This window comes from Sphingomonas changnyeongensis, assembly GCF_009913435.1.
GTDB classification, from domain to species: Bacteria; Pseudomonadota; Alphaproteobacteria; order Sphingomonadales; family Sphingomonadaceae; genus Sphingomonas_B; species Sphingomonas_B changnyeongensis.
This window is the reverse complement of sequence record NZ_CP047895.1, coordinates 1,534,265-1,559,340: the sequence shown is the minus strand read 5'-3', so window position 1 is coordinate 1,559,340 and position 25,076 is coordinate 1,534,265. Positions and strand designations below refer to the sequence as shown.

Annotated in this window: 27 protein-coding genes, 1 tRNA gene and 1 pseudogene; 24 read left to right on the top strand and 5 right to left on the bottom strand. The window is 68.2% G+C overall.

The genetic code is table 11. From position 1 onward, the window contains the following. The first annotated feature begins 715 nt into the window (after positions 1-715). The 3 genes from GVO57_RS07775 (at position 716) to GVO57_RS07765 (ending at position 3,089) form a co-directional block, all read left to right on the top strand. Positions 716-789, top strand: a tRNA-Gly gene (locus GVO57_RS07775). A gap of 365 nt (positions 790-1,154) precedes the next feature. Next, positions 1,155-1,802 carry a T4SS efffector SepA family protein gene (locus GVO57_RS15605; RefSeq protein WP_407695681.1) on the top strand — a complete coding sequence of 216 codons (648 nt, stop codon included), beginning with the start codon at positions 1,155-1,157 and terminating at the stop codon, positions 1,800-1,802. 51 nt (positions 1,803-1,853) lie between these two features. Further along, positions 1,854-3,089, top strand: coding sequence for an MFS transporter (locus GVO57_RS07765; RefSeq protein ID WP_160592677.1), 1,236 nt, complete (start codon positions 1,854-1,856; stop codon positions 3,087-3,089). Between the two features lie 173 nt (positions 3,090-3,262). On the opposite strand, the pseudogene GVO57_RS07760 reads toward GVO57_RS07765, so the two are convergent. Further along, a pseudogene (locus tag GVO57_RS07760) lies at positions 3,263-4,020 on the bottom strand (competence/damage-inducible protein A). 58 nt (positions 4,021-4,078) lie between these two features. Between GVO57_RS07760 and map the strand changes: the two are divergent. From map to GVO57_RS07715, 12 genes are all read left to right on the top strand, one after another. Next, positions 4,079-4,900: a type I methionyl aminopeptidase gene (map, locus tag GVO57_RS07755; RefSeq protein WP_160593895.1), complete on the top strand. Its 822-nt coding sequence runs from the start codon at positions 4,079-4,081 to the stop codon at positions 4,898-4,900. Between the two features lie 295 nt (positions 4,901-5,195). Then, entirely contained in the window at positions 5,196-5,489 is a 294-nt protein-coding gene (locus tag GVO57_RS14950; protein WP_233281286.1) for a hypothetical protein, read from the top strand. After that, positions 5,372-5,782 carry an outer membrane protein assembly factor BamB family protein gene (locus GVO57_RS14945; protein WP_456115034.1) on the top strand — a complete coding sequence of 137 codons (411 nt, stop codon included), beginning with the start codon at positions 5,372-5,374 and terminating at the stop codon, positions 5,780-5,782. Before GVO57_RS14950 ends, GVO57_RS14945 begins: the two co-directional genes overlap by 118 nt. 5 nt (positions 5,783-5,787) lie before the next feature. Beyond that, the gene (locus tag GVO57_RS07750; protein ID WP_233281551.1) at positions 5,788-7,365 is read left to right on the top strand and encodes an outer membrane protein assembly factor BamB family protein; all 1,578 of its coding nucleotides are present in this window, start codon (positions 5,788-5,790) and stop codon (positions 7,363-7,365) included. Between the two features lie 179 nt (positions 7,366-7,544). After that, positions 7,545-7,883: a P-II family nitrogen regulator gene (locus GVO57_RS07745; protein WP_160592676.1), complete on the top strand. Its 339-nt coding sequence runs from the start codon at positions 7,545-7,547 to the stop codon at positions 7,881-7,883. Between the two features lie 114 nt (positions 7,884-7,997). Continuing rightward, positions 7,998-9,410, top strand: a complete 1,413-nt coding sequence (glnA, locus tag GVO57_RS07740; RefSeq protein WP_160592675.1) for a type I glutamate--ammonia ligase — start codon at positions 7,998-8,000, stop codon at positions 9,408-9,410. A 136-nt stretch (positions 9,411-9,546) separates the two neighbouring features. Beyond that, a complete protein-coding gene (locus tag GVO57_RS07735) occupies positions 9,547-11,109 on the top strand; it encodes an MBL fold metallo-hydrolase (protein ID WP_160592674.1) in 1,563 nt (520 codons plus the stop codon). A 145-nt stretch (positions 11,110-11,254) separates the two neighbouring features. Next, complete coding sequence (locus GVO57_RS14600; RefSeq protein WP_201752604.1) at positions 11,255-11,425, top strand: hypothetical protein; 171 nt, start codon at positions 11,255-11,257, stop codon at positions 11,423-11,425. Continuing rightward, a complete protein-coding gene (locus GVO57_RS07730; protein WP_160592673.1) occupies positions 11,422-11,691 on the top strand; it encodes a hypothetical protein in 270 nt (89 codons plus the stop codon). Before GVO57_RS14600 ends, GVO57_RS07730 begins: the two co-directional genes overlap by 4 nt. A gap of 71 nt (positions 11,692-11,762) precedes the next feature. Next, entirely contained in the window at positions 11,763-12,182 is a 420-nt protein-coding gene (locus GVO57_RS07725) for a BLUF domain-containing protein (protein ID WP_160592672.1), read from the top strand. Positions 12,183-12,378: 196 nt separating this feature from the next. Then, on the top strand, positions 12,379-12,816 hold the full coding sequence (locus GVO57_RS07720; protein WP_160592671.1) for a BLUF domain-containing protein: 438 nt from the start codon (positions 12,379-12,381) through the stop codon (positions 12,814-12,816). A gap of 112 nt (positions 12,817-12,928) precedes the next feature. Further along, positions 12,929-14,065 (top strand): mechanosensitive ion channel family protein, encoded by a 1,137-nt coding sequence (locus GVO57_RS07715; protein ID WP_160592670.1) that lies wholly within the window; start codon positions 12,929-12,931, stop codon positions 14,063-14,065. Between the two features lie 21 nt (positions 14,066-14,086). Here the strand turns inward: GVO57_RS07715 and GVO57_RS07710 are convergent, their stop codons facing one another. Further along, on the bottom strand, positions 14,087-14,638 hold the full coding sequence (locus tag GVO57_RS07710) for a hypothetical protein (protein WP_160592669.1): 552 nt from the start codon (positions 14,636-14,638) through the stop codon (positions 14,087-14,089). Between the two features lie 199 nt (positions 14,639-14,837). Continuing rightward, a complete protein-coding gene (locus GVO57_RS15265; RefSeq protein WP_268830405.1) occupies positions 14,838-14,969 on the bottom strand; it encodes a hypothetical protein in 132 nt (43 codons plus the stop codon). Positions 14,970-15,164: 195 nt separating this feature from the next. Between GVO57_RS15265 and GVO57_RS07705 the strand changes: the two genes are divergently transcribed. Both GVO57_RS07705 and GVO57_RS07700 read left to right on the top strand, forming a co-directional pair. Further along, on the top strand, positions 15,165-16,289 hold the full coding sequence (locus tag GVO57_RS07705) for a sensor histidine kinase (RefSeq protein WP_160592668.1): 1,125 nt from the start codon (positions 15,165-15,167) through the stop codon (positions 16,287-16,289). Then, on the top strand, positions 16,276-17,034 hold the full coding sequence (locus tag GVO57_RS07700) for a LytR/AlgR family response regulator transcription factor (RefSeq protein WP_160592667.1): 759 nt from the start codon (positions 16,276-16,278) through the stop codon (positions 17,032-17,034). The genes GVO57_RS07705 and GVO57_RS07700 overlap by 14 nt, the downstream gene beginning before the upstream one ends. A gap of 111 nt (positions 17,035-17,145) precedes the next feature. Here GVO57_RS07700 and GVO57_RS07695 read toward each other — a convergent pair whose 3' ends face one another. Together GVO57_RS07695 and GVO57_RS07690 are read right to left on the bottom strand one after the other, a co-directional pair. Next, positions 17,146-17,496 (bottom strand): UrcA family protein, encoded by a 351-nt coding sequence (locus tag GVO57_RS07695; protein WP_160592666.1) that lies wholly within the window; start codon positions 17,494-17,496, stop codon positions 17,146-17,148. A 284-nt stretch (positions 17,497-17,780) separates the two neighbouring features. After that, complete coding sequence (locus GVO57_RS07690) at positions 17,781-19,076, bottom strand: dicarboxylate/amino acid:cation symporter (protein ID WP_160592665.1); 1,296 nt, start codon at positions 19,074-19,076, stop codon at positions 17,781-17,783. Positions 19,077-19,094: 18 nt separating this feature from the next. On the opposite strand from GVO57_RS07690, the gene GVO57_RS07685 reads away from it, so the two are divergent. The 7 genes from GVO57_RS07685 to rplL all read left to right on the top strand — a co-directional run bounded on the left by GVO57_RS07685 (position 19,095) and on the right by rplL (position 24,901). After that, entirely contained in the window at positions 19,095-19,373 is a 279-nt protein-coding gene (locus GVO57_RS07685) for a hypothetical protein (RefSeq protein ID WP_160592664.1), read from the top strand. A gap of 240 nt (positions 19,374-19,613) precedes the next feature. Beyond that, positions 19,614-20,279 carry a peptidylprolyl isomerase gene (locus GVO57_RS07680; RefSeq protein ID WP_160593894.1) on the top strand — a complete coding sequence of 222 codons (666 nt, stop codon included), beginning with the start codon at positions 19,614-19,616 and terminating at the stop codon, positions 20,277-20,279. 121 nt (positions 20,280-20,400) lie between these two features. Next, positions 20,401-22,272 carry a putative bifunctional diguanylate cyclase/phosphodiesterase gene (locus GVO57_RS07675; protein ID WP_233281285.1) on the top strand — a complete coding sequence of 624 codons (1,872 nt, stop codon included), beginning with the start codon at positions 20,401-20,403 and terminating at the stop codon, positions 22,270-22,272. After that, on the top strand, positions 22,167-22,445 hold the full coding sequence (locus GVO57_RS14940) for a PilZ domain-containing protein (protein WP_233281284.1): 279 nt from the start codon (positions 22,167-22,169) through the stop codon (positions 22,443-22,445). The genes GVO57_RS07675 and GVO57_RS14940 overlap by 106 nt, the downstream gene beginning before the upstream one ends. Before the next feature lie 112 nt (positions 22,446-22,557). Then, entirely contained in the window at positions 22,558-23,973 is a 1,416-nt protein-coding gene (locus GVO57_RS07670) for an NAD(P)/FAD-dependent oxidoreductase (protein ID WP_160592663.1), read from the top strand. A 10-nt stretch (positions 23,974-23,983) separates the two neighbouring features. Further along, positions 23,984-24,499, top strand: a complete 516-nt coding sequence (gene rplJ, locus GVO57_RS07665) for a 50S ribosomal protein L10 (RefSeq protein ID WP_160593893.1) — start codon at positions 23,984-23,986, stop codon at positions 24,497-24,499. Positions 24,500-24,523: 24 nt separating this feature from the next. After that, positions 24,524-24,901, top strand: a complete 378-nt coding sequence (rplL, locus tag GVO57_RS07660; protein ID WP_160592662.1) for a 50S ribosomal protein L7/L12 — start codon at positions 24,524-24,526, stop codon at positions 24,899-24,901. Positions 24,902-25,076: the final 175 nt, after the last annotated feature.

The window sequence follows — 25,076 nt, the reverse complement described above, 5'->3', positions numbered from 1 at the left end:
CGCGGCAGGGCCAACATGGTGGTGGAGGCGCGGCGGGGCCGCAGACCACCCGAACGCACGGCGTGGAGCCGGGCGCGAAAGCCCGGCTCCACCGCGTGTCTTGCCGCAGATGCGGGCTTGGTCAGGCGCCCCGGATCAGGTGCCGAGGATCAGGCAGGCCCGATCAGAACGCCGCAGCGGCGCTCAGCGGCACAAAGGCCGAGGTGGCGGCGCCGGTGAGGCCAAAACCCAGCAGCAGGGCAGCGATCGCAGCAATCATCTTCATCGTTCAGTCTCCTTTGTTTTTGGCCCGAGCGCGCCCGCCACCGCCAAGGGGGAGAGAGAGGGCAGCGGCCGCGCTCGGGCGATATTCCGTCCGCGCAATCGCGCGGTCCGGAGGGACGCTGCGGGCGTAAGGGGGTGGGCGCTCCGCAACGTCGACCGGCAGTGCCGGCGTGGGCCAGTATGTAGCAATGTTGCAATTTTATTTCAATACCGTTTCGGTAGACAAATATTGCGCCGCAGCATGATTGCCGCTCAGAATCGTGCGCAAATGGCGGTTTTGCGCCAGTCGCCCGGCCACTCCCCGATTCGCGGCTGGTGCCCCGGCGGGGCCGAGTCGCGAGCTTGCGCTTGCCAGAAGCGCGCGCGGCCTCCGCAGCCCCTTGCCGTGCCGGCCAGCGCCCGCTATCTGAGCCGCCGCATCAGCCGGGCGCGCCCCGGATACGCCCTTCGAGCGGGTATGATGTAATGGTAGCCTGTCAGCTTCCCAAGCTGAACGCGCGGGTTCGATTCCCGCTACCCGCTCCAGGCCCCTCAACATCCTGAAATGCCGCGGAGATTTGTCCGCGATCAGACGGATCGCATGCGTGGGCCACTGAGGTGCTGCACGCGACCGGCACGCAATCGGAGACGATGCGCTCGGCCCGTTCAGGAAAGCTTCGCCGACACGGGCATGCAGTCCGCTCTCACGAGGATTTGGCCGAGAAGTGCGCGCTGCGAACTCGGGGTAAGGGCTCCTGCCGATCTTGGGCCGACTTTAGAACGCGTTCACGGATCGATGCACTGTTGAGGTGAAGCGTCCTGAGGTCCGGCTAGCGCCCCCCCTTCTTCAGCCTCAATGACCGCCACCGTCGCGAAAACCGTTCAGCGATGGGGGGCGCAGGCGCACCTGAATGCAGGTGTATGTTACATATCCTATTGGAAAGATCGTCAGAATATGTAACATATCATCATCGAGTGACGGGAGGCTGACCGATGCCGGTGGTGAGATTGAACGACGCGACTTTCGCGAGCCTGAGCACGCTGAAAACCTGGCTGGGCACAAGGACGCCCAGCGAAACGATCGATCGCATCGTCCACGAGGCAATGGAAAGCCTCGGCATAGAGAGGGACGACCAACCAAAGTCTCAACTCCCCCCACGGCAGAAGGCGTTATCCAGTTTGCCTCCGCCCCCGGACTTGCGTTCACCAAGCCGCTGGCGGCTTCGGTAGATGGCGAAGCCATTCAGAGCCCGCGCTGGTCGTCCCTGCTCCTGACAATGATCGCGCATTTGAAGGCAAAAGGCTTTGAAGGAGAGCGGCTGGTAAGCCAGCTGCAAATTCCCGCGAGAGCCGAGCGCTACGAGACCGAGGGCTTCAAATATCACACTGACCTCGGCATCTCGGTTCAAGGTCAGTCGGCTGCCGACGCGTGGAAGGAAATCGACCGAATTGCCCGAAAGTGGAAGATTCCCGTCAGCGTGAAATTCTGCTGGCGTAACAACCCGAAGGCGCAACATCCTGGGCAAACCGGGATACTGAAGATCGGGGTGCCCAACTGACCCCCTTCGCCCGCCCTTCCCCACGCCAGCCAAGCCGGGTTAGGCAGGGGCATGACCAGCGCCTCCCCCGCCCCTGCGCCGCCGCGCCTTGCCGCCGACGGGCATGCGGTGCGGTTCGTGCTGGTGACGATCTTCATCGATGCGATCGGGTTCGGGCTGATCATCCCGGTGCTGCCGCGGCTGTTGATGAGCGTCGGCGGCGTCGATCTGCCCGGGGCGATCCGCATCGCCGCCTGGCTGGGGCTGGCCATCGCCATCGCGACATTTTTCGCCGCGCCCGTGCTCGGCAACCTGTCCGACCGGTTCGGCCGGCGGCCGGTGCTGATCGTGGCGCTTGCGGGGCTGGCGGCCGATTATCTGCTGCTGGCGCTGGCCGACAGCCTGATGCTGATCGTGATCGGCCGGCTGCTGTCAGGGGCGCTCGGCGGATCCTATGCCCCGGCGCAGGCGGCGATCGCCGATCTGACCGCGCCCGAAGCGCGGGCGCGGCGGTTCGGGCTGGTGAGCGCAGCCTTCGGCGTCGGCTTCATCGCCGGGCCGGTGATCGGCGGGCTGCTGGGGCAGCTGAGCGACCGTGCGCCTTTCTACGCCGCCTCGGCGCTGGCGGCGCTCAACATGCTTTACGGCCTGACGGTGTTTCCCGAAACGCTCGCCCGCGCCAACCGGCGGCGGTTCGACTGGCGGCGGGCCAATCCGCTGGGCGCGCTGGCCGCCGCGCGGGCAGCGCCGGGCATGGTCCATGCCGCGTTCGTGCTGACGCTGTGGCAAATCGCGAGCCTCGTCTATCCGCTGACCTGGAGCTTTTACGGCATCGCCCGGTTCGGCTGGTCCAACGCGATGATCGGGCTGAGCCTGGCTGCGGTCGGCATCGTCATCGCCGCCAGCCAGACCCTGCTGACCGGCCGCGCCGTCCACCGGCTGGGCGAGCGCGACGCGGCAACGCTGGGCCTGATTGCGGCGATTGGCGGCTTTGTGGCCTATGCCTTCATCACGGAAAGCTGGATGGCCTATGCCGCACTGGCGTTCATCGCCGGCCAGTCGCTTGTCCAGCCGAGCCTGATGGCGATGCTGTCGCGCCGCGCGACCCCGGACACGCAGGGCGAGGTGCAGGGCATTGCCAGCATGGCGCTGGGCCTGGGCGCGATCATCGCGCCGCTCGTCCTGACCGGGGTGATGGCGGAGACGACCCGCCCCGGCGCGCCGACATGGCAGTCAGGCGCGGCGTTTCTGGTCGCGGCGGGCTTTGCGCTGCTGGCGCTGGCGCTGCTCCGCCGACTGCCGCGCTAACGCGACTGAAGGGCGTTGGTTTTTTGCGCGCCTCCCGGCGCGGGGACGGCACCGGGTTGTTTGTGGTGCGGCTTGCGCCGCACGAGCGGCCCCGGCCCGCACCCCACCCGGCCTCCCAACGGCAGTATCATGTGGAAGGCCGGGTGGGGGTGCGGGCCGGTGCCGCGCGAAACTCAGATCCCGCCGGCCACGCTGTCCCGCCCGGTTTCGGCCAGCCGCGCGGCCAGATCGGCGGCGCAGGCGTCGAGCGCCGCCTGATCGGTCGAGCGGATGACGAAGTTCGCCCCCACCCGCCCCTCGCGGAAAAACGGATAGGAGCCGATCTGGCAGCCGTCATGCGCGGCCTCGGTCTGGCGGAGCAGGTCGGCGACCTCGCTTTCCGCGACCCAGCAGCCAAGCGTCGCCGACAGGAGCGGCCGCCCGCCTTCGAGCGTGCCCGACAGCGCATCGAGCATCATCGCGGTGATGTGCGGCACGCCGGCCATGATGAAGATATTGCCCCAGCGTATGCCAGGTGCCCCGACATGCGGTTTTCGATCAGGTCCGCGCCCTCGGGCACGCGCGCCATGCGCAGCCGCGCCTCGGTCAGCCCGCCCCGGCTGGCATAATAGGCCTCAAGCACCGCGCGGGCGCGCGGATGGACGATCACCGGCACGCCCACCGCCGCCGCGATCGCATCGACGGTGATGTCGTCATGCGTGGGGCCGATGCCGCCGGTGGTGAACAGATAGTCGTTGCGCGCGCGCAGCGCGTTCACCGCCTCGACGATCGCCGATTCGGTGTCGCCCACCACCCGGACCTCGGCGAGGCGGATGCCCTGCAGGTTCAGCCACAGGGCGATCTGGGCGATGTTCCGGTCCTGCGTGCGGCCCGACAGGATCTCATCGCCGATGATCACGAGGCCGGCGGTCCAGATGCGTTCGCTGGTCATGGCCGCTCCTTCATCCAATGGCGTTGGATTGACAAGCGTTCGCGACTATATCGCGGCGATGACCAGCTATATCGACGCCAGCGACGCCAGCCTTGCCCGCACCAACGCCATCCGGCTGCACGGCCCCGACGGGTTCGAGGGGATGCGCCGGGCCGGGCGGCTGGCCGCGGAGATTCTGGACGACATCACCCCCCATGTCGTCCCCGGCGTAACGACGGCGGCGCTTGACGACATGATCCGCGCGCACATGCTGCGCGCCGGCGCGGTGCCGGCCACGCTCGGCTATCGCGGCTATGCGCACAGCTGCTGCATCTCGATCAACCATGTCGTGTGCCACGGCATCCCGTCTGACCGCACGCTCAGGGACGGCGACATCGTCAACATCGATGTGACGCCGCTGCTGGATGGCTGGCACGGCGACACCAGCCGCATGTATTTGGTCGGCGATGTGCCGATCAAGGCGCGCCGGCTGGTCGACGTGACCTATGAGGCGCTGATGCTGGGCATCGAACAGGCGCGGCCAGGCAACCGGCTGGGCGATGTCGCGCACGCGATCCAGCGCCATGCCGAAGGGCATCGTTACGGCGTGGTGCGCGATTTCTGCGGCCATGGCCTGGGCCGGCTGTTCCATGACGCGCCCGAGGTCGTCCATGTCGGCCGCCCCGGCACCGGGCCGGAGCTGCGCCCGGGCATGTTCTTCACCATCGAGCCGATGATCAATATCGGCCGGCCCGACACCAAGCTGCTCGACGATGGCTGGACGGCGGTGACGCGCGACCGGTCGCTGTCGGCGCAGTTCGAACATTCGATCGGCATCACCGAAACCGGCTGCGAGATTTTCACGAAAAGCCCGAAGGGCCTCGACCAGCCCTATCTGTAAGGCTGGATCGTTTACGCCAAGGCGGGAGTCTTTAGTTTGGATCGCGGCACCGGCCCGCTCCCCCACCCGGCCTCCCAACGGCAGTATCATGTGGGAGGCCGGGTGGGGGTGCGGGCTGGTGCCGCCCTGCGCCGCAAGGCGCAGCACAAACACCCCCTGCGCCGCAAGGCGCAACGCAAACACCCCCCGGTGCCGCAAGGCGCAAAAAAGAAGTAGCGATTTACAACTGATCTCGGCACTCTCCCCGGCCAGATGACCGCGGCGCACGATCGCGGCACCAGGCAGGAGAGGATGGATGCGGGCAGTGATGGTGGCGGCGCTGATGGTCGGCGTTGCGGCGGCTAATCCCCATGCGCTGGCGGGCGCGCCGGGCGGCGGCAAGGCGGGCGGCGCAAAACCCGGCAGCGGCGTCGATGCCGCCTATCTGGCCAGGGGCGGCAATGGCGCGGACTGGCCGTCGGTCGGCGGCGGATCGGACGAGCGGCGGTTCAGCCCCTCGATGCGATCAACGCCGGCAATGTCGCGCAGCTGGGCATCGCCTGGTGGACCGATCTGCCCGATGCGCGCGGCCAGGAAGCGACGCCGGTGATGGTCGACGGCGTCCTGTATCTGACCGGCCCATGGTCCAAGGTGTTCGCCTATGACGCGCGCACCGGGCGCCTGCTGTGGACGCATGATCCCAAGGTTCCCGGCGAAACCGCCGTCCGCGCCTGTTGCGACGTCGTCAATCGCGGCGTCGCGGTGTGGAAGGGGCGGGTGTTCGTCGGCACGCTCGACGGGCGGCTGATCGCGCTCGATTCAGCGAGCGGGCGGTTGCTGTGGAGCGTGCAGACCACCGATCCCGCCCGCCCCTACACGATCACCGGCGCCCCCGGATCGTGAAGGACATGGTGGTGATCGGCAATGGCGGGGCCGAGTTCGGCGTGCGCGGCTATGTCACCGCCTATGACGCGGCGTCCGGCGCGAAAAAATGGCGCTTCTACACGGTCCCCAACCCCGATGGGCGGCCGGACGGCGAGGCCTCGGACCGGGCGCTCGGCACCCATGCGGCGGCGACCTGGTCGGCCGGCGGCCAGTGGCGGCAATCGGGCGGCGGCGGCACGGTGTGGGATGCGATCGTCTATGACGCAGCCCTCGACCAGCTTTATATCGGCGTCGGCAACGGCAATCCGTGGAACCACGGCCTGCGCTCGGGCGGCGAAGGCGACAATCTGTTCCTGTCGTCGATCGTGGCGCTCAGCCCCGACAGCGGCGAATATCTGTGGCATTATCAGGAAACGCCGGGCGAGACCTGGGACTATACGGCGACCCAGCCGATCATCCTGGCCGAACTGGACGGGCGGCCGGTTCTGTATCACGCGCCCAAAAACGGTTTTTTCTTCGTCCTTGACCGGCGCAGCGGGCGGCCGCTGTCGGCGGACATGTTCACCAAGGTGAACTGGGCGACCGGCTATGATCCCGCGACCTGGCGGCCGATCGAGGCGCCCGAGGCGCGCTTTTACCGGACCGGCAAGCCGTTCCTCGCCGTCCCCGCGCCGATCGGCGCGCACAGCTGGCAGCCGATGAGCTTCAGCCCGGCCACCGGGCTTGTCTATCTGCCGGTCAACGACATCGCCTTTGCCTATCTGCCGCCGCTGCTACCCGGCGACGATCAGCCGCGCCCGCTCGGCTTCAACACCGGCACAAACCTGACCGAGGGCGGGTTGCCGCGCGACCCGGCATTGGTCAAGGCAGCGATCGCCGCGACGCGCGGCGCGCTTGTGGCGTGGGACCCGGCGGCGCGGCGCGCGCGCTGGCGCGTCGATTATCCGACGCCCTGGAATGGCGGCACGCTGGCGACGGCGGGCAATCTGGTGTTCCAGGGCACGGCGCTGGGCGAGCTGCGCGCTTATGCCGCCGACAGCGGCCGTCAGCTCTGGGCGCTGCCCACCCAGTCGGGGGTGATGGCGGCCCCGGCGACCTATACGCTGGATGGCACGCAATATGTGGCGTTCACCACCGGCCGGGGCGGCGCATGGCCGCTGACCGCGGGCGCGGCCGGCGGGGCGGCCAATCAGGTGCCGAGCATCCCGCGCCTCATCGTGCTGAAGCTGGGCGGCACGGCCCGGCTGCCGGCGGTGGAGACGGCCGACCTGCCCTTTGATCCGCCCGCCCAGACCGCATCGGCCGACACGGTGCTGGCCGGCAAGCGGCTGTTCGCGCGCTATTGCTCGGTCTGCCACGGCTCGGGCGCGGTGGGCGGCGGGGTGACCCCCGATCTGCGCCGGTCGGGCCTGCTGGGCGATGCGGCGGCCTGGCGGTCGGTGGTGCTGGACGGCGCGCTCACCGACCGCGGCATGGTCAGCTTCCGCGCCGTGCTCGACCCGGCGGGGGCGGAGGCGCTGCGCGCCTATGTGACCGGCGAGGCGCATTATGCCCGCAGCCAGCAGCAGGCCCGCGCGGGCGGATCGGTCGGCACCCGCTGATTGCGCCCGGCCGCCTTCGCAAAACTGCCTGTTTGCGCGCCATTTGCCGCCCGCCTGCCCAGCAAATGGGCAGACGGGCGGGACATTTCGCATTTGCAGCGGCGCTTGCTTGCGACTCGCCGGGCGGCGGGCTTATGCAGGGTCAGGCGGCGGACACACGCCCGGGGGATGAGCAGCCAGTGAAGAAGATCGAAGCGATCATCAAACCCTTCAAGCTCGACGAGGTGAAGGAGGCGCTGCACGAGGTCGGCGTATCCGGCATCACCGTGACCGAGGCCAAGGGCTTTGGCCGCCAGAAGGGCCATACCGAGCTGTATCGCGGCGCCGAATATGTCGTCGATTTCCTGCCCAAGGTGAAGCTTGAGGTCGTCGTTGCCGACGAACTGGCCGAACGGGTGGTCGAGGCGATCAGCAACGCCGCCAAGACCGGCCGGATCGGCGACGGCAAGATCTTCGTCCTGCCGGTCGAAACCGCGCTGCGCATCCGCACCGGCGAACGGGACAATGACGCGCTGTAAGGCGCGGACGCATCCTTCGGGGCGGCCGCCGGTGCCGCCTTTTCCGGGGCGCCGGCGCCCCAACCTCCACCCGCCCCGGCCATGCCGGCCCGGGGCCTGACCAAGGACAGACTGATGCCGACCACCGCTGCCGATATTCTGAAGCGCATCAAGGAAGAGGAGATCGAGTGGGTCGATCTGCGCTTCACCGATCCCAACGGCAAGTGGCAGCATCTGTCGATGTGCGCCGGGGTGATGGACGAGGACGCGCTGACCGACGGCCTGATGTTCGACGGCTCGTCGATCGCCGGCTGGAAGGCGATCAACGAGAGCGACATGATCCTGAAGCCGGATCTGGACGCGGCCTATGTCGATCCCTTCTCGGCCACGCCGATGCTGATCCTGTTCTGCGACGTGGTCGAACCGTCGACCGGCGAGCTTTATGCCCGCGACCCGCGCTCGACCGCCAAGCGCGCCGAGGCCTATCTGAAGCAGACCGGCATCGGCGACACCATCTATGTCGGCCCCGAGGCCGAGTTCTTCATGTTCGACGATGTCCGCTTCGAAAACGGCTACAACACCAGCTATTACCGGATCGACGACATCGAGCTGCCGACCAACACCGGCCGCGCCTATGACGCCGGCAATCTGGGCCACCGCCCGCGCGCCAAGGGCGGCTATTTCCCGGTCGCGCCGGTCGACAGCGCGGTCGACATCCGCGCCGAGATGGTGTCGACGATGCTCGAAATGGGCCTGCCCTGCGACAAGCATCACCATGAAGTCGCCGCCGCGCAGCACGAGCTGGGCCTGACCTTCGGCACGCTGGTCGAAACCGCCGACCGGATGCAGGTCTACAAATATGTCGTCCATCAGGTCGCCCATGCCTATGGCAAGACCGCGACCTTCATGCCCAAGCCGATCAAGGAAGATAATGGCTCGGGCATGCACACCCACATGTCGATCTGGGCGGAAGGCAAGCCGCTGTTCGCCGGCAACGGCTATGCCGGCCTGTCGGACATGTGCCTTTACTATATCGGCGGCGTCATCAAGCATGCCAAGGCGCTCAACGCCTTCACCAACCCGACGACCAACAGCTACAAGCGGCTGGTGCCGGGTTACGAAGCGCCGGTGCTGCTCGCCTATTCGAGCCGCAACCGCTCGGCCTCGTGCCGCATTCCCTATGGCGCAGGGGCCAAGGCCAAGCGCGTCGAGTTCCGCTTCCCCGATGCGCTCGCCAACCCCTATCTCGCTTATGCAGCGCTGCTGATGGCGGGTCTGGACGGCATCCAGAACCGCATCCATCCGGGCGATGCGATGGACAAGAACCTTTATGATCTGCCGCCGGCCGAGCTCGCCAATGTGCCGACCGTGTGCGGGTCGCTGCGCGAGGCGCTCGACTCGCTCGAGGCGGACATGGACTTCCTGCTCAAGGGCGATGTGTTCAGCCGCGACCAGATCGAGGCCTATATCGAGCTGAAGCGGTCTGAGGTCGCGCGCTGGGAAATGACCCCCAGCCCGGTCGAGTTCGACATGTATTACAGCGGCTGAGCCGTTGGCGGGCGGGCCGTCGCGGCCCGCCTGCACCATCCGGGCGGCACCGCCCGCTCCGGACGACAAGAACGCCGCGCCGTGATGCGCGGCGTTTTTGCTTGGCAGGCTGCCCGCCCCTGTCCAGTCTCGGCGCATGACCAGCACCATCGCTTTTCACGGTGCCGCCGGCACGGTGACCGGGTCCTGCTATGAACTAGATCTTGGCGGTCGCCGGCTGCTGATCGACTGCGGGCTGTTCCAGGGATCGCGCAGCCTCGAGACGCTGAACGCAGAGCCCTTTCCCTTCACCCCGCGCCGGATCGAGGCGGTGATCCTGACCCATGCCCATCTCGACCATTCGGGGCTGCTGCCCCGGCTGGTGGCGGCGGGGTTTCACGGCGCGGTCCATTGCACGCCCGAAACCGCCGAGCTGCTCGAACATCTGCTGCGCGACGCGGCGCGGATCAGCGAACAGGATGCCGAGCGGCGCAACCGGCGGCGGGACCGGGCCGACGAACCGCCGGTGGAGCCGCTCTACGCGATCGACGATGCCGAACGCGCGCTGACGCTGCTCCGGCCGGTCGCGCTGCGCACCCCGTTCGTCCCGGTCGAAGGGGTGACGGCCGAGCTGTGGAATGCCGGCCATATCCTGGGTTCGTCGTCGGTGCTGATCAATCACCGCGGCATGAAGCTGCTGTTTTCCGGCGATCTTGGGCCGGACGGCGCAACGCTGGTCGCCGATCCGGAAGCGCCCTCGGGGATCGATCATGTCATCATGGAATCAACCTATGGCGACCGGGCGCGCGACCCGCTCGACCCCGACCAGCGCCGCGACCGGCTGGCCGCCGAAGTGACGGCGGCGCGGGCGCGCGGCGGCAATCTGCTGATCCCCAGCTTTGCGCTTGAACGCACGCAGGAACTGCTGCTCGATCTGGCCGTCCTCATCAACCGGGGCCGGCTGCCCCAGGCGCAGATCTTCATCGATTCGCCGCTCGCCACGCGCATCACCCGCGTCTTTGCCCGCCATGCGGCACGGCTGGACGATGTCGAGGATGCCCATGTCTTTGAACATCCCGCCTTTCATTATGTCGAGACGGTCGAACAGTCGCGCGCGCTCGAACGGCTGTCGGGCGCGATCATCATCGCCGGGTCGGGCATGTGCGAGGGCGGGCGCATCCGCCATCACCTGATCGACAATCTGGCGCGCAGCGACTCAACGCTGCTGTTCATCGGCTATCAGGCGACCGGCACGCTGGGGCGCACGATCCTTGACGGGGCACGGCGGGTGCGGATTTCGGGCCATGATGTCGCGGTGCGGCTGACGGTGCGGCAGCTCGACGATTATTCGGCCCATGCCGACCGGAACGGGCTGATCGCCTGGGCGCGGGCGCGGCTGCCGGTGACGGGCACGCTGTTCCTGACCCATGGCGAGAAAGACGCGCTGGCGGCGCTGGCCGGGGCGCTGGGCGCGGACTTTGCCGATGTCGCGACACCGGCACTGGGCGAGACCTGGGTGCTGACCCCGGCCAGCCCGGCCGTCCGCCGGGGCGGCCCGCGCGCCGACACCGCCGAACTGCTCGGCCGCGGCTGGCAGAACGACTATGCCGAGCTTGCGGTCAATCTGCGCCGCGATCTGGGCCGGATCGCGGACCCCGCGCGCCGCCGCGCGGCCATTGCCGAACTGCGCGCCGTGCTGGACGCCTATCGCCGGCCCTGATGCGGCGCGGGACGTGCCGGCCGCATGGCCCGCGCCCGATCCACTCCATTCTGGAGCAGAATGCCTAGGATTCTACCTAGACAAATAGGAATATGAGCGCTGGATAGGGAAATGCCTATTCAATGCCCTATCCGGAGTCTTCGCAATGATCCTCAGGCGAATCGAGAAATATCTGCGCGACCACACAATGGCCCCGACCCGGTTCGGCCGCACGGTCGCGAACGATCCCCGGCTGGTGTTCGACATGCGCCGCGGCCGCGAGCCGACCGCGCGCATGACGGCGCGGATCGAGGCGTTTCTGGATCAGCCGCAATGACCGATCCGCACCGCGCCCTCGCCCGCGCACTGACGCGGCTCCAGCCCGGCTGGACCCTGCTGTCATCTGAGGCAACCCCCTGGGCCAGCATCACATTTTCCGGGACGCGGCATGTGCTCCACTATCGCGGCGCGGCACCGGACATCGTGCTTGGCGAACAGGAGTTCGCACTGCCCGGGCATCTGGTTGCGGACATCACGGCCGCTGTTGCGGGCGACAGGATCGTGATCGAGGCGCTGACGATCGAAACCGGCGAAACAGTGTAGAAACCCGAACTTGGCGGGCTGATCGAGACGGCTATAGCCGAGGCTCTTCACTGGATCGACGCAACCACGCCATGCTCGAGCGGATCATCCTCGTCAGCAAGATGCCGACTGCGGGCGCGCGGATCGGGCCGGCGTTCGTGCCCTGCGGCGGCATCGGCCGCACATCGGCGGCACAGCTGACCGGGGCGTGGATTTCAACCGGTGCGCACTGTGCCGAACTGATCGAAGGACCGCCGGCGGGGCTGGACGGCGTGATCGCCATGCTGCCCGCGATGCGCCAGGGCCAGCATCACCGGCTGGTCCTGCGCGAAACGATCGACAGCCGCGGCTTTGGCGGCTGGCACACCGCCTATTCGGGCGAAGCCACCTATGTCGATCGCCAGATCCGGGGGTTTCTGGTCGATGATTTCGGGCCGCTGTCGCGCGACGATGCCGCCCGGCGGCTGAGTGAGCTGATCGTTCAACTCGTGCTTGCCCAGACCGAAAGCTGAGCCTTGGCCGCCCCGGGCTCACCGGACTGCGATATCGCTTCTTGAATCCTTGCCGATGTGCTATTCTGGCACTGTCCGGTTGAACTGGCGCGCCCGGAAAATGTTCCTGCGCCCTGACTGTTACCCATCAAGGTTTGCGGCGCTTGTTGGTGGCCGTTGATCATGCCCGACAAGACCGGACCAGGTGAGACAAATCTTGCTCGAGACGATCATATATGTGAGCCGATCGCAGATCGCGCTGGCTGATGCGCGCAGCGAGGTTGCAAATATTGTTGCAACCGCTTCGCAGGCAAACCGGCTGGCCGACATTTCCGGCGCGCTGATCTATACCGGGGGCCATTTCGCGCAGGTACTGGAAGGCGCGTCGGAGCAGCTTGAGCCGTTGATGTCCCGCATCCTGGCCGACCGGCGGCACCGCGAAGTCAATATCCTGTTACGCGTCCCGCTTGGCGACCGGCGGTTCGCGCAATGGGCCATGGCCTATTCCGGGCCGTCGCATTTCGTCGACCGGCACATCGCTCCCTTCACCTGCCTCCGCAGGGGCGGCTCGGCCTGTGTGCTGGCTGCCGACCGCATTCTGGGCATTGCCACCCGCTTCATCGCCCGCCAGCCACCGACGCCCGCATTGTCTTGACCACGGCCGGACGCGGAACGATCCTGCGCGCCGGGCATTGCCCGACGGACCGGCACCGGGGACCGTCCCATTCCCCTGTGCCCGGCCATGACCATGTCAGGAGAAACCGCTTTTGCCGACCACGCCCGATGCCGACTGGGCGGGCCTGTCCGCCCGCTTCACGGCCCTTGTCGACCAGTTGATCGCCTGGATCCGCGACCAGGGTGCCGGATTGCTGCTCGGGCTGGCCGCTGCCGCCCTGCTTGCGGGCGTGCTGCTCGGGCTGCGCCGGCTCGGGTCACAGCTGTGCCGGCGCGACACGACCGGCCAGGGCTGGACGGCCATCATCGGCCGCGCGGTCAACCGCACCGGCAATCTGTTCATCCTTGCGGTCGCCGCGCGGCTGGTGGTCAATTATTCCGACGCACCGGCGGTGATCGCCGAGCCGGTGCGCATCGCCTTTGTCGTGGCCGCCACCCTGCAGGTGGCGCTCTGGGCGCGCGAAATCATCATCGGGCTGATCGAATACCGGACCGAGGCCGGCCAGCACAACGCGCTGGGCAGCGCGCTCGGCATCATCCGGCTGCTGGTCACGGTGGCGCTGTTCATCATCGCCACCATCGTCATCCTCGACAATATCGGGGTCAATGTGACCGGCCTGGTCGCGGGGCTGGGGATTGGCGGCATCGCCATCGGCCTTGCCGCACAGGGCATTTTCGCCGATCTGTTCGCGGCGCTGTCGATCCTGTTCGACCGCCCGTTCCGGCGCGGCGACGCGATCGCCTATGACCAGACATCGGCGACCGTCGAGGCCATCGGGCTCAAATCCACGCGGCTGCGGTCGGTGAGCGGCGAGCAGCGGGTGATTTCCAACAAGCAGCTGCTGGACAAGGAAATCCGCAACATGTCGCGGCTGGAGCGGCGGCGCGGGCGTTTCCTGCTGTCGCTCGTCTATCACACCGATCCGCAACAGGCCGCCGCCCTGCCCGCGCTGCTGCGCGCGCTGGTCGAGGGGCTGGGGCATCAGTTCGTGCGCGCCGGCTTTGTCGGCTTTGCCGCCAGCTCGCTCGATTTCGAGCTGGAGTTCGACGTCGAGTCGGACGATTTCGAAACCTTCGTCGCCGCGCGCCACGCACTGGGCATGGCGATCCTGGCGCGCTTTCGCAGCGACGGGCTGGAGTTTGCCTACCCGACCCAGACGACGCTGACCGCCGCACCCGACGGGCGGCTGATCATGCCCTATGCCACTGCGGCGGACCGCAGCGGCTGAGGCGGCAGGCCACGCCGCAGGTCAGTGGCGGGCGGCCGAGGTGTCGATCTTTTCCACCCATTGCGGGAAGAAAGCCGGCGAGCGGCTGGACCAGCCCGGCGCGGTTGCCGCCGCTTCGCTGATCGACTGAAGCAGCCGGCGGCGCTTGTCGGGATGCAGATGCGGCAGTGCCGCCGCCGCGCAGAAGGCGCTGGGCAGCCAGGGCCGCACCGACGGGCCGATCAGCCGTTCATACAGAAACCGATAGGCCGAAAAGCTGGCCAGCCTGTCCTGCCCCAGATCAAAGGCGCTGACCGTGACCAGAGGCGTCATGAACGGCTCGATCGCGTCCAGCCCGCTGTCGTCGGGCACCATCGCCCTCAGCCCCGGCAGCCGTTCATAGACGCGCATCTGCGCCTTGATGCTGGCCGCCTCGACCACATCGCGCGACCACAGGTTGATCGCATCGTCCCGCTCCAGCCCGATGTCGAGCGAGCGGCGGATGTAACGCTGCGTGCGCGAGGGGAAGCTGGCGAACTCTTTCATTTCCACCAGCGCCAGCGCACCTGCGGCAGGCCCGACCCTATGCCCCATTGTCTTCTCCGACCTTGCTGTCGGGGGCGATCTTGCGGGCATCGAGGTTGATCGCCCGTTAACCGCCCCTTCCGGACAGAATCGAAGCAAATAGTTTTTTGCAGTGCAACAGGATTTCGACCAATCGCCGCATTGGGCAAGAAAACTTCTTTTCCGGCAGTGCAGCATCGCCCCGCCGACGAGACTGGCGGACGCTGCGTCAGCCGCCATTTCCGGGCGGCGGGGTGGGGTCGCGGCGCGCGCCGGGGGCCGATGTCGCGGGCGGATCGGATGCGTCCATCGACTGGTCGACGCCGGCATCGATGCGGGCGTCTTCTTCCCCCGGTGTCATGGCGCAGGCGGCGGATCGAATCACCCTGGCCGGCAGCCCGGCGCGGGCCGTGCGTGGCGGCGGTGGTTGCGCGGGCGGGTGTGAAGGGCGCTGTGCGGGCAACGGCGCGGTTCCGCTTCGATCAACGCGTCTGCCCCTTCGACCAGCGCCGCCCTGCCCCTCGCCCTGCCGCGATGCCGGCGCTAGACAGGCCGGATGCACGGCTCTTCTCTCGGCGCCAGGCGCGGCGTCGGCCATGAGGTTGCGATCTATTCCATCCTCGGCTTCTGGCTGTTCTACGTCGCGATCGTCTCGCTCCAGGCCTGGATCCAGGGCTGGCCCAATCAGGGCGAGATGGCCGAACGGCGGATGATGGTGACGGCGGTCGGCATCGTCATCACCTTCCTGCTCTATCTGGTGCTGCGCCGCTTCGACCGCCGGCCGTTCGGCACCCGCATCGCGGTCGCCTTTGCCTGCGCGGTGCCGGCGGCGATGCTGATCGGGCTGGTCAACGCCTATCTGTTCACGCTCTACAAGCCCGAGGCGCTGTTCAGCGATCCCAACATCCTGAAGGAAATCGCCGAAAAGCCGCGGCTGTTCCGCAGCGTCGCGGAAACCGCAGTGTCGCGTTATTTCTTCATCGCCGCCTGGGCGACGCTCTATCTGGCGATTTCCTATGCCAATGACGTGCGCGACGCCGAACGGCGGATCGCCGCCTTCGCCCAGGCCGCGCAGGAGGCGGAGATCCGCGCGCTGCGCTATCAGGTCAATCCGCATTTCCTGTTCAACACGCTGAACTCGCTGTCCTCGCTCGTCATCACCGGGCGCGCGACGGAGGCGGAGGCGATGATCATGAACCTATCGACCTTCTACCGCACCAGCCTGTCGGGCGATCCGCTGGACGATGTGCGGCTGGAAGAGGAAGTGCGGCTGCAGCGCCTCTATCTCGACATCGAGGCGGTGCGCTTTCCCGACCGGCTGCGGACCGAGATCGACATTCCAGCGGCGCTGCGCGGGGCCTGTGTGCCGGGGCTGATCCTGCAGCCGCTGGTTGAAAACGCGATCAAATATGGCGTGTCGCGCAGCACCAGGCCGGTCACCATCACCATCCGCGCCGCGCATGACGCCGGTGTGCTCCGGCTCGAGGTCAGCGATGACGGGCCGGGCGCGAAACCGGATGCCAAGGCGGCGGCCGGTGCCGGCATCGGCCTGGCCAATGTCCGCGACCGGTTGCAGGCCCGGTTCGGTGCCGCCGCCGGGCTGACCACCGAAGCGCCGCCCGAAGGCGGCTTCCGCGTCACTCTCTGCCTGCCCGAGGTGTATGACAATGGACGATCCTAAGCAGGCCGACACCCGGCCCGTCCGGACGCTGATCGTCGATGACGAGCCGCTGGCGATCGAGCGGCTGCAGTTGCTGTGCGCGCGTGAACCGATGATCGATCTGGTCGGCACGGCATCGGACGGGGCCGCCGCATTGCGGCTGGTCGAGGGGCTCGAGCCCGAAGTGGTGCTGCTCGACATTTCGATGCCCGAACTGGACGGGATGGACGTCGCCCGCGCGCTCGCCGGGCGGCCGCACCGCCCGGCGGTGATCTTCGTCACCGCGTTCGACAGCTTTGCGGTCGAGGCGTTCGATCTGGCAGCGCTCGACTATCTGCTGAAGCCCGTTGCGCCCGACCGGCTGAGCCGCGCGTTCGAGCGGGTGATCGCGCGGCGGGGAGCCCAGCCGGCGCCCGGAACCGGCGGCACGGGCGGCTATGTCGACGAATTCTGGGTGCCCCACCGTGCCGAGCTGATCCGCATCGCCGCCGCCGATATCGACCGCATCCAGGCCGAGCGCGACTATATGCGGCTGCATGTCGGCCAGCGCAGCTATCTGCTCCACCAGACGATCAGCACACTTGAAGAACGGCTCGATCCGGCGCGCTTCATCCGCCTGCACCGCTCGACCATCGTCCGCCGCGACCGCATCAAGGCGCTGCGCCATGACGGCGGCGGCGTGTGGTGGGCCGATCTGGGCGAGGGCGAGGAGGTGCGGATCGGCCGCACCTATCTGGACGCAGCCAAGGCGATGACCGGCCGCTGACACCTGAAAACGGCAGGCCGCAAAAAAGCGCCCCGGTGCAGGGCACCGGGGCGTTCAGGGTTGCGGCCGGCCAGCGACGCACCGGCCGCAATGCGGGACTCTCGTGGCCGGTCAGTTCGCCGCGACGCGCACCCGGCCTTCGGCGCGGGCGACGGCGTTCTTCACCTCAAGGCCAGCGGCGGTGATGGCGTCCTGCTGGCAGGCGCTGATCGCCTGCCGCTGGGCCAGCGGCGCACGCGCCACCGCGCCGCACACCTGTTCGACCGCGCGGTCGATGCGGCGGGCAAGCCGCGCCTGATCCTTGGCGGTCGACAGATCGAGATCGCCATAGGCGACATCAACCGACCGGCCATCACCGACAGGCGCGACTTCGATTGCGGCGGCAAAGGCCGGCGACAGGGTCGGGACAAGGGTCAGGCCGGCGGCGGCGCAGGCCAGCATGGCGCTCTTCAACACACGCATCGCACATATCCTTCTGAACAACGGATCGGGGAACCGGTGCGGCCCGAAAAAGGGGGAAAACAGGCCGCCCCGAAGGGGTGGCGACGGGCCCGTCAGGGGCCGGGGAGCTCATCGGGGCCCGCCGCGCATTGCCTTGGTAACAAAGGCGGATCGCCGCCGCAGCGACGCTTCGACCGGATGCGGCCGGCCATCGGCAAAGCCCCGATTCAGCGGACGAACGACCGATCAGCGTCGACCGACTACAACTGTAATCATTCTGTCATCGCGCCGCGCGGGCGGCGGGTTCAGCGCGCGGCCGGGTGCGGATCGACCAGCTCGTCAAGCGCCGCGTCGACCGCCGCACGCGGCGCGCCGCGCGCGACCGTGGCCGTCACGCCCAGATCCATGCTGACATTGCCAAGCGTGCGGAAGATGTCGGGGATCGTCTCGACCGCGATCAATATGCCCAGCAGCTCGACCGGGACGCCCATCGCCGCGCAGATCGGCGCGATCGAGGTGACGAAGCTGACCTGCCCGGGCAGGCTCACCGCCCCCAGCGTGGTGATCGATGCGGTCGCGATTCCGGCGGCAATCGGCGCCGGGCCGAGCGTGATGCCGGCCCAGTGCGCGACATAGAGCGCAACCGCCAGGTTCATCGCCGGGCCGGTCGCGCGGAAGATCGCGACGGCGAGCGGCAGCACGACCCCAGCGGCGCTGACCGGGATGCCCAGCGTCTCGGCACCGCGCAGCATCGATGGCAGGCTAGCGAGCGAGCTTTGCGTGCTGATCGCGACCGCCTGGGACGGCGCGGCGGCGCGGGCGAAACGGGCCAGCGTCACCCGCCCGCCCAGCGTCCCGATCAGGAACCCGGCCAGCCAGATCACCACCCCGACGCTGGAGACGATCAGCACATAATGAATGAGCGCACCGAACGCCCCCAGCCCCGCGCGTGCGCCGACGACAAAGGCCAGCGCCAGCACCCCGGCCGGGGCCAGCCACAGCACCCAGTTGATGATGATCAGCATCGCCTCGACCACGGCGGCGAAGAAATCGGTCAGCAGCCGGCGCGGCGCATCGGGCAGCCGGGTGACGGCAAAACCGAACACGGCGGTAAACAGGATGAGCGGCAGGATCGCATCATTGGCCGCCGCCGCGACCGGATTGGTCGGCACGACCGAGCGCAGGAAGCTGGCGATCCCGGGCGTATCGGTGGGCGCAGGCGCAACCTGCCCCAGCGCAGTGCGCAGCGCCGCCGCAGCCTCTGCCGACAGCGGAAACAGGCTGAGCAGCGCCGGGATCATCAGCGCGGCGAGCGTTGCCGAACAGACGAGCAGCATGGCAAAGGCGATCACCGCCCGCGCGGCGATGCCGCCGGCGCGCGCCGCCTCGGCATTGGCGGCAATGCCGGTGACGAGCAGCGCAACGAGCAGCGGCACGATGGTCATGCGCAGCGAATCGAGCCACAGCCCGCCGACCGTCTCCCCCAGCGTCAGCAGCACGGGCAGGCCGGCAACGCCGGACCGCGCGGCGGCGACGCCGAGCAAAAGCCCGGCGACAAGGGCGATCAGGATGCGGGCGGGGGGCGAGAGCAAGGCCCTCATGGGCGCAGAAATCCGGTCATGGCCGCGCCGCTTTCGTCGCTCAGCCGCGACTTTTCAAGCAAGCCGGGGCTGGTGCGGATAAAGCCGGGCTTTGGCCGCCCCGGCGCGTCGCACCCCGCCCTGCGCGCGGGATCAGCGGCGCTTGTTGCGATGATGTTCGCGCTCCAGCCGCCGCCGCTGCCAAGGCCGGAACACCGTGTAATAGCCAATGACAGCGCCGACGCACAGCAGCATGGCCAGGCCAAGGCCGAGAAGAAAGAGTGGGTCGATCAAAACGCAGCTGCCCTTAATGTGTGAATTCAAGGCGTCCGCGCGGTCGATGCGGCAGCGCCTTGAACTTTGCAAGCCGGGAGCCGTCGCATTCGTCGCCAATCGCCGGTTTACCGCCACGGCCCGTCTTGTTCGAATAATGCAACCGGGTGGCGCGCGCGGGTGGCTCGCCTTCGTCGCCCGGCTCGATTATCGACGCCGGCGATGCCCATCCCTGCGCGCCCTGCCCTGCCCCGCCTGTCCACCGGCCGCGCCGGATGGCGTGCGATGCCGGTGCTGGCATTGGCCGCGGCTGCCCTGCTTGGCGCGACGCTTGCCCCCGCCCGGACGGCCACCCCGCCCCGGCCCCGCCCGGCCGCCGAACCCGCGGTTGTGCGCGTGCGGCTGGTCACGTCGCTCGGGCCGATCACCGTGGCGCTCGACACGCGGCGGGCACCGGTGACGGCAGCGAACTTTCTTGCCTATGTCGATGACGGGCGGCTGGAGGGGACGAGCTTCTACCGCGCCTCGCGCCGGCGCAGTAACCCGCGCTTCGGCTTCATCCAGGGCGGGATCGACACAGACCATCGCCGCGCGCTCACCGCCATCCCGATTGAACCGACGACCAGGACCGGTATCCGCCATGTCGATGGCGCGATCTCGATGGCGCACGGCACCGATCCGAACAGCGCGCGCGGCAATTTCACCCTGGGGGTCGGGCCGAATCCCGCGCTCGACGCCCGGCCCGGCTATCCCGGCTATGCCGCATTCGGCCGGGTGGTCGCGGGGATGGACACGGTCAGGAAAATCCTTGCCCTGCCCACCGGCGGCGGGCGCGATGCGATGCGCGGCCAGATGATCCTGAAACCGGTCCTGATCCTGAAGGCCGAGCGGCTGGACGGGACCCCGCGCCCGACCGGCCGGGTCAAACCCTGGCTGCTGTTCGGCCGCTGACCGGACGGCCATGTTCGCACCGGATCGGACCGGATCGGGCAGGCGTTAACCAGCGGGCCTAAGCGATCATTTACCAGCACAGCCTAGTCCGTTTCCCATGTTCTTTTCCTCATCCCAGCGCGTGACGGGGCGCAAGCGCCAGCCGGGCAGCAACCAGGCCCCGCTGGACGAGGAAGGGCGGCTGCGCGGCGATTTCGCCGAGCGGCTGGTGCGCGAGTTCGAGCAGCAGAGCGCCGGCTGGTTCTGGGAAGCCGATGAGCATGGCCGGCTGCGCTACATCTCCGACAAGGTCGCGCGGCTGTTGTGCGCGCCGGGCGACAGCGTGATCGGCATGCCGCTGACCGCGCTGTTCGAAACCGCCGAGGGGGAGGATGCGGGCGGCCGCACGCTGGCCTTTCATCTGTCGTCGCGCACCGCGTTCAGCGACCTGCCGGTGTGCAGCGCCCAGTCGCCCGATCATCACTGGTCGATTTCGGGCCGGCCGATCCTCGACCGGCTCGGCCATCCGCTCGGCTTTATCGGCCATGGCAGCGACCTGACCGAGAAACGCCGTGCGGAGGCGGAAATCACCCGGCTGGCGCTGTTCGACGCGCTGACCGGCCTCGCCAACCGCCAGCGCATGCAGCTCGTCCTGCAGCAAAAGCTCAGCCAGTCGGCCGCCACCTACCGGCCGACGACCCTGTTCCTGATGGACCTCGACCGGTTCAAGGCGGTCAACGACACGCTCGGCCATCCGGCGGGCGACGAGCTGCTGAAGCAGGTTGCCTCGCGGCTGCTGCAGTGCGTGCGCGACACCGCTGTCGTCGGCCGGCTGGGCGGGGACGAATTTCAGATCGTCATGTCCGGCACCGACGACCGGCACGCGATCGGCGCGCTCGCCAACGAGATCATCCAGTCGCTGTCCCAGCCCTATTACATCGCCGACACCAGCGTGACGATCGGCTGTTCGATCGGCATCGCGATCGCGCCTGCCGACGGCGTCGATGCCGAAACGCTGGTGCGCAATGCCGATCTGGCGCTCTATGCCGCCAAGGCCGGCGGGCGCGGCGTCCACCGTTTCTTCGCCGACAAGATGCTGGCCGAGGCGCGCCACCGCAAAAGGCTGGAAGACGATCTGCGTGACGCGCTGACGCAGAACCAGCTCAACCTCGTCTATCAGCCGATTGTCGGCACCGAAGACCGCCGCATCGTCGGCTATGAAGCGCTGCTGCGCTGGACCCATCCCGAACTGGGGCCGATTTCGCCCGCCGTGTTCATTCCGATCGCCGAGGAATCGGGGCTGATCGAGCCGCTCGGCGAATGGGTGCTGCGGCGCGCGACCGAGGCGGCGGCCGGGTGGCCCGCCAATGTGCGGATCGCGGTCAATGTCTCACCGATCCAGTTCGCCAATCCCGAACTGCCCGCTCTGGTGATGAACGCCATCGCCCGCTCGGGCATCGCCTGCGACCGGCTGGAGCTGGAAATCACCGAAAGCGTGTTTCTGGGCGATGAAAGCGGCAGCGCGGCGATGTTCGCGCGGCTGAAAAAGCTGGGCGTGCGGCTGGCGCTTGATGATTTCGGCACCGGCTATTCGTCGATGAGCTATCTGCAGAAGGCGCCGTTCGACAAGATCAAGATCGACCAGTCGTTCGTGCGCGGCGCGGCGCTCGAAGGATCGCGCAATCCCGCGATCATCCAGGCGATCGTCACGCTGGCCAATGCGCTGGGCATGGACACCACGGCCGAGGGTGTCGAGATGCTCGACGAGATCGACCTGATCCGCAGCCTTGGCTGCTCGCACATCCAGGGCTTTGCATTCGGCGTCCCGCTCACCCCGATCAGGTGCGGGTGCAGCTCGACCGCGATGGCGGCATCGCCCAGGTGGTCAGCCGGTTCAAGACGCGGGCGATGCGCTACAAGGTGCTGCGCCGGGCGCGGATGGAGCTGGGCGGGCGCACCAGCGACGTCATCATCCGCAACATTTCCGATGGCGGCGCGCTGGTCGAGGGGCTGAGCCTGCCGGGCGGCTGGGAGGAAACGCCGGTGCGGATCGCGCTGCACGGGATGGGCATGATGGGCGCGACCGTGCGCTGGTCGGCCGACCGGCGCATCGGCGTGCGCTTCGACGATCATGTCGGCGGCGACCGGCTCAACCAGCTGGTCGGCGGCGGGGGCGACGCCGGCTAAAGCGTTTTTCAAGCCGGGTGGGCTCACCCGGCGACCCGGAAAAAACGGAGCAAAGCCCGGGAACCGATTGCCGCCGGGTGCCGCGAGCCGCTAGCCTGACCATGGAGGCGGTATGGACGGCAGCACGGCGGAGTTCCTGATCATCGGCGGCGGTGTCGCCGGCCTGTCGGCGGCGGCCGCGCTCGCGCCCAATGGCCGCACGGTCGTGCTCGAGGCGGAAGCGGCGACCGGCACGCACAGTTCGGGCCGCAGCGTGACATTTTCGCATTACGGCATCGGCGGGGCGACGGTGCGCGGGATGACCGCGTGGAGCCGCGCCTTTTTCCTCGACCCGCCCGACGGGTTCGACGCGCTGTGCCGGGTGACGCCGGCGCTGTTCGTCGCCACGCCGGAAATGCGCGACGAGCTGGGCAGGCTGGAGGCGATCACGCGCGGCCTGACCGACCAGGTCGAACGGCTGGACGACGCCGGCATGGCGGCGCTGTGCCCCGTGCTCCGCTTCGGGCCGGACGCGATCACCGATGGCTTTGTCCATCATGAAGGGCTGCGGCTCGACCCGCATGCGATGCTGACCGGCTATGCCCGCCAAGTCAGGCGACATGGCGGCAGCGTGGTGACCGGGGCACGCGTGGCAGCGATCGCCCGGACCGGGACCGACTGGCAGGTGACGACGGGCACCGGCGAGCGCTGCAGCGCGCCGGTGCTGATCAATGCCGCCGGGGCCTGGGCCGACGGGCTGGCGGCGCTGGCCGGGGTCGCACCGCTCGGCCTGTCGCCGCTCAGGCGCACGGTCATCGCTTTCGATCCGTCCCCCGGACAGGATGTGCGCGCCTGGCCGTTCGTGAAGACGGCGACCGACCATGTCTATTTCCTCCCCGATGGCGGGCGGCTGCTCGCCTCGCCGGTCGACGAGCATCCCGACCAGCCGGGCGATGCCCAGCCCGAGGAGATCGACATGGCGATCGCCGCCGACCGGGTGATGGCGATCACCCGTCTGGACGTGCGCCGCATCACCCACAAATGGGCGGGGCTGCGCACCTTCACCGCCGACCGTGTGCCGGTGGCCGGCTGGGCAACCGATGCGCCGGGCTTTTTCTGGCTGGCCGGTCAGGGCGGCTATGGCCTGCAGACCGCGCCCGCCATGGCGCAGATCAGCGCGGCGCTGATCACCGGCACCGCCTGGCCCGAAGGGCTGACCGAGGCCGGCGCGCCACCGGCCGCGATCACCCCGAACGCCTCGCTACCGCCTGCGTCTGACAGGGCCGGTGCGCTCCGGGCTGGCCTGCGACCGGGACGATTGACGCCGGCTGAGGATCTGCTAAAGGCCCGCGCTCAATCGGGCAGAGTTTTGCCTGATTGCCGTCCGAGACAGCTGGTGGGGCGCATGCCCCTTAATCTCCAGCCTAGACGGGGAAAGACATCGGGTCTGCACCGCTCCGCCTTTTCCGGCCGGGCCAGTGCCGGCGCGCCCCATTCCCCATCGCGGACTGATGACGCGGCCCCTGGGCATATGCCTTTGGGCCATTGAGGAGAATGGCATGGATCGAGCTCAAAAAACCGAGCTGGTCGAAGAGCTGAGCCAGACCTTTGCCGAAGCCGGCGTTGTGGTCGTGACCCGTAATCTGGGCATGACCGTCAAGCAGTCGACCGAACTTCGCAACAGGATGCGCGCAGCCGGCGCCAGCTATCAGGTGGCCAAGAACCGCCTTGCCAAGATCGCGCTCCAGGACACGGCCTATGTCGGCATCCAGTCGATGCTGACCGGGCCGATCGGCCTTGCTTATTCCCAGGACCCGGTTGCCGCCGCCAAGGTGGCCGTCGAGTTCGCTAAGACGACCGACAAGCTCGAGATCGTCGGCGGGGGAATGGGCGATACCGTCCTGGATCCGGCTGGTGTTACGGCCCTGGCCTCGCTGCCCTCGCTGGACGAACTGCGGGCGAAGCTCGTGGGTCTCATCCAGGCGCCGGCAACGAAGCTGGCCCAGATCGCTCAGGCGCCCGCCGCGCAGGTTGCGCGCGTGCTCAACGCCTATGCGACCAAGGAAAACGCATAACCTTTACCCGATTGGAGATTTCACATGGCAGACCTGAATTCCATCGTCGAACAGCTCTCGGCGCTCACCGTCCTCGAAGCGGCCGAACTCTCGAAGCTGCTGGAAGAAAAGTGGGGCGTCTCGGCCGCTGCGGCGGTTGCGGTTGCGGCTCCGGCCGCCGGTGGCGCCGCGGCTCCGGCTGCTGAAGAAAAGACCGACTTCGACGTCGTTCTCGTCAGCGACGGCGGCAAGAAGATCAACGTGATCAAGGAAGTCCGCGCGATCACCGGTCTCGGCCTGACCGAAGCCAAGGCGCTCGTCGAAGGCGCGCCGAAGGCCGTCAAGGAAGGCGTCAACAAGGACGAAGCCGAAAAGATCAAGAAGCAGCTCGAAGAAGCCGGCGCGACCGTCGAACTCAAGTAAGTTCGACCGTCCGGTTTTCCGGAGCGAAAAGAGGGGCGGCCCGGCAACGGGCCGCCCCTTTTTTGCGCAACCGACGCCAGCCGCGATCCGCGCGATCCGAATGCCGGCAGCCACAGGCGGGAAGGACCGGGCAGATCCCCGCCTCCCCGCCTGCGCGGCTGAGAGCGGTTGATCT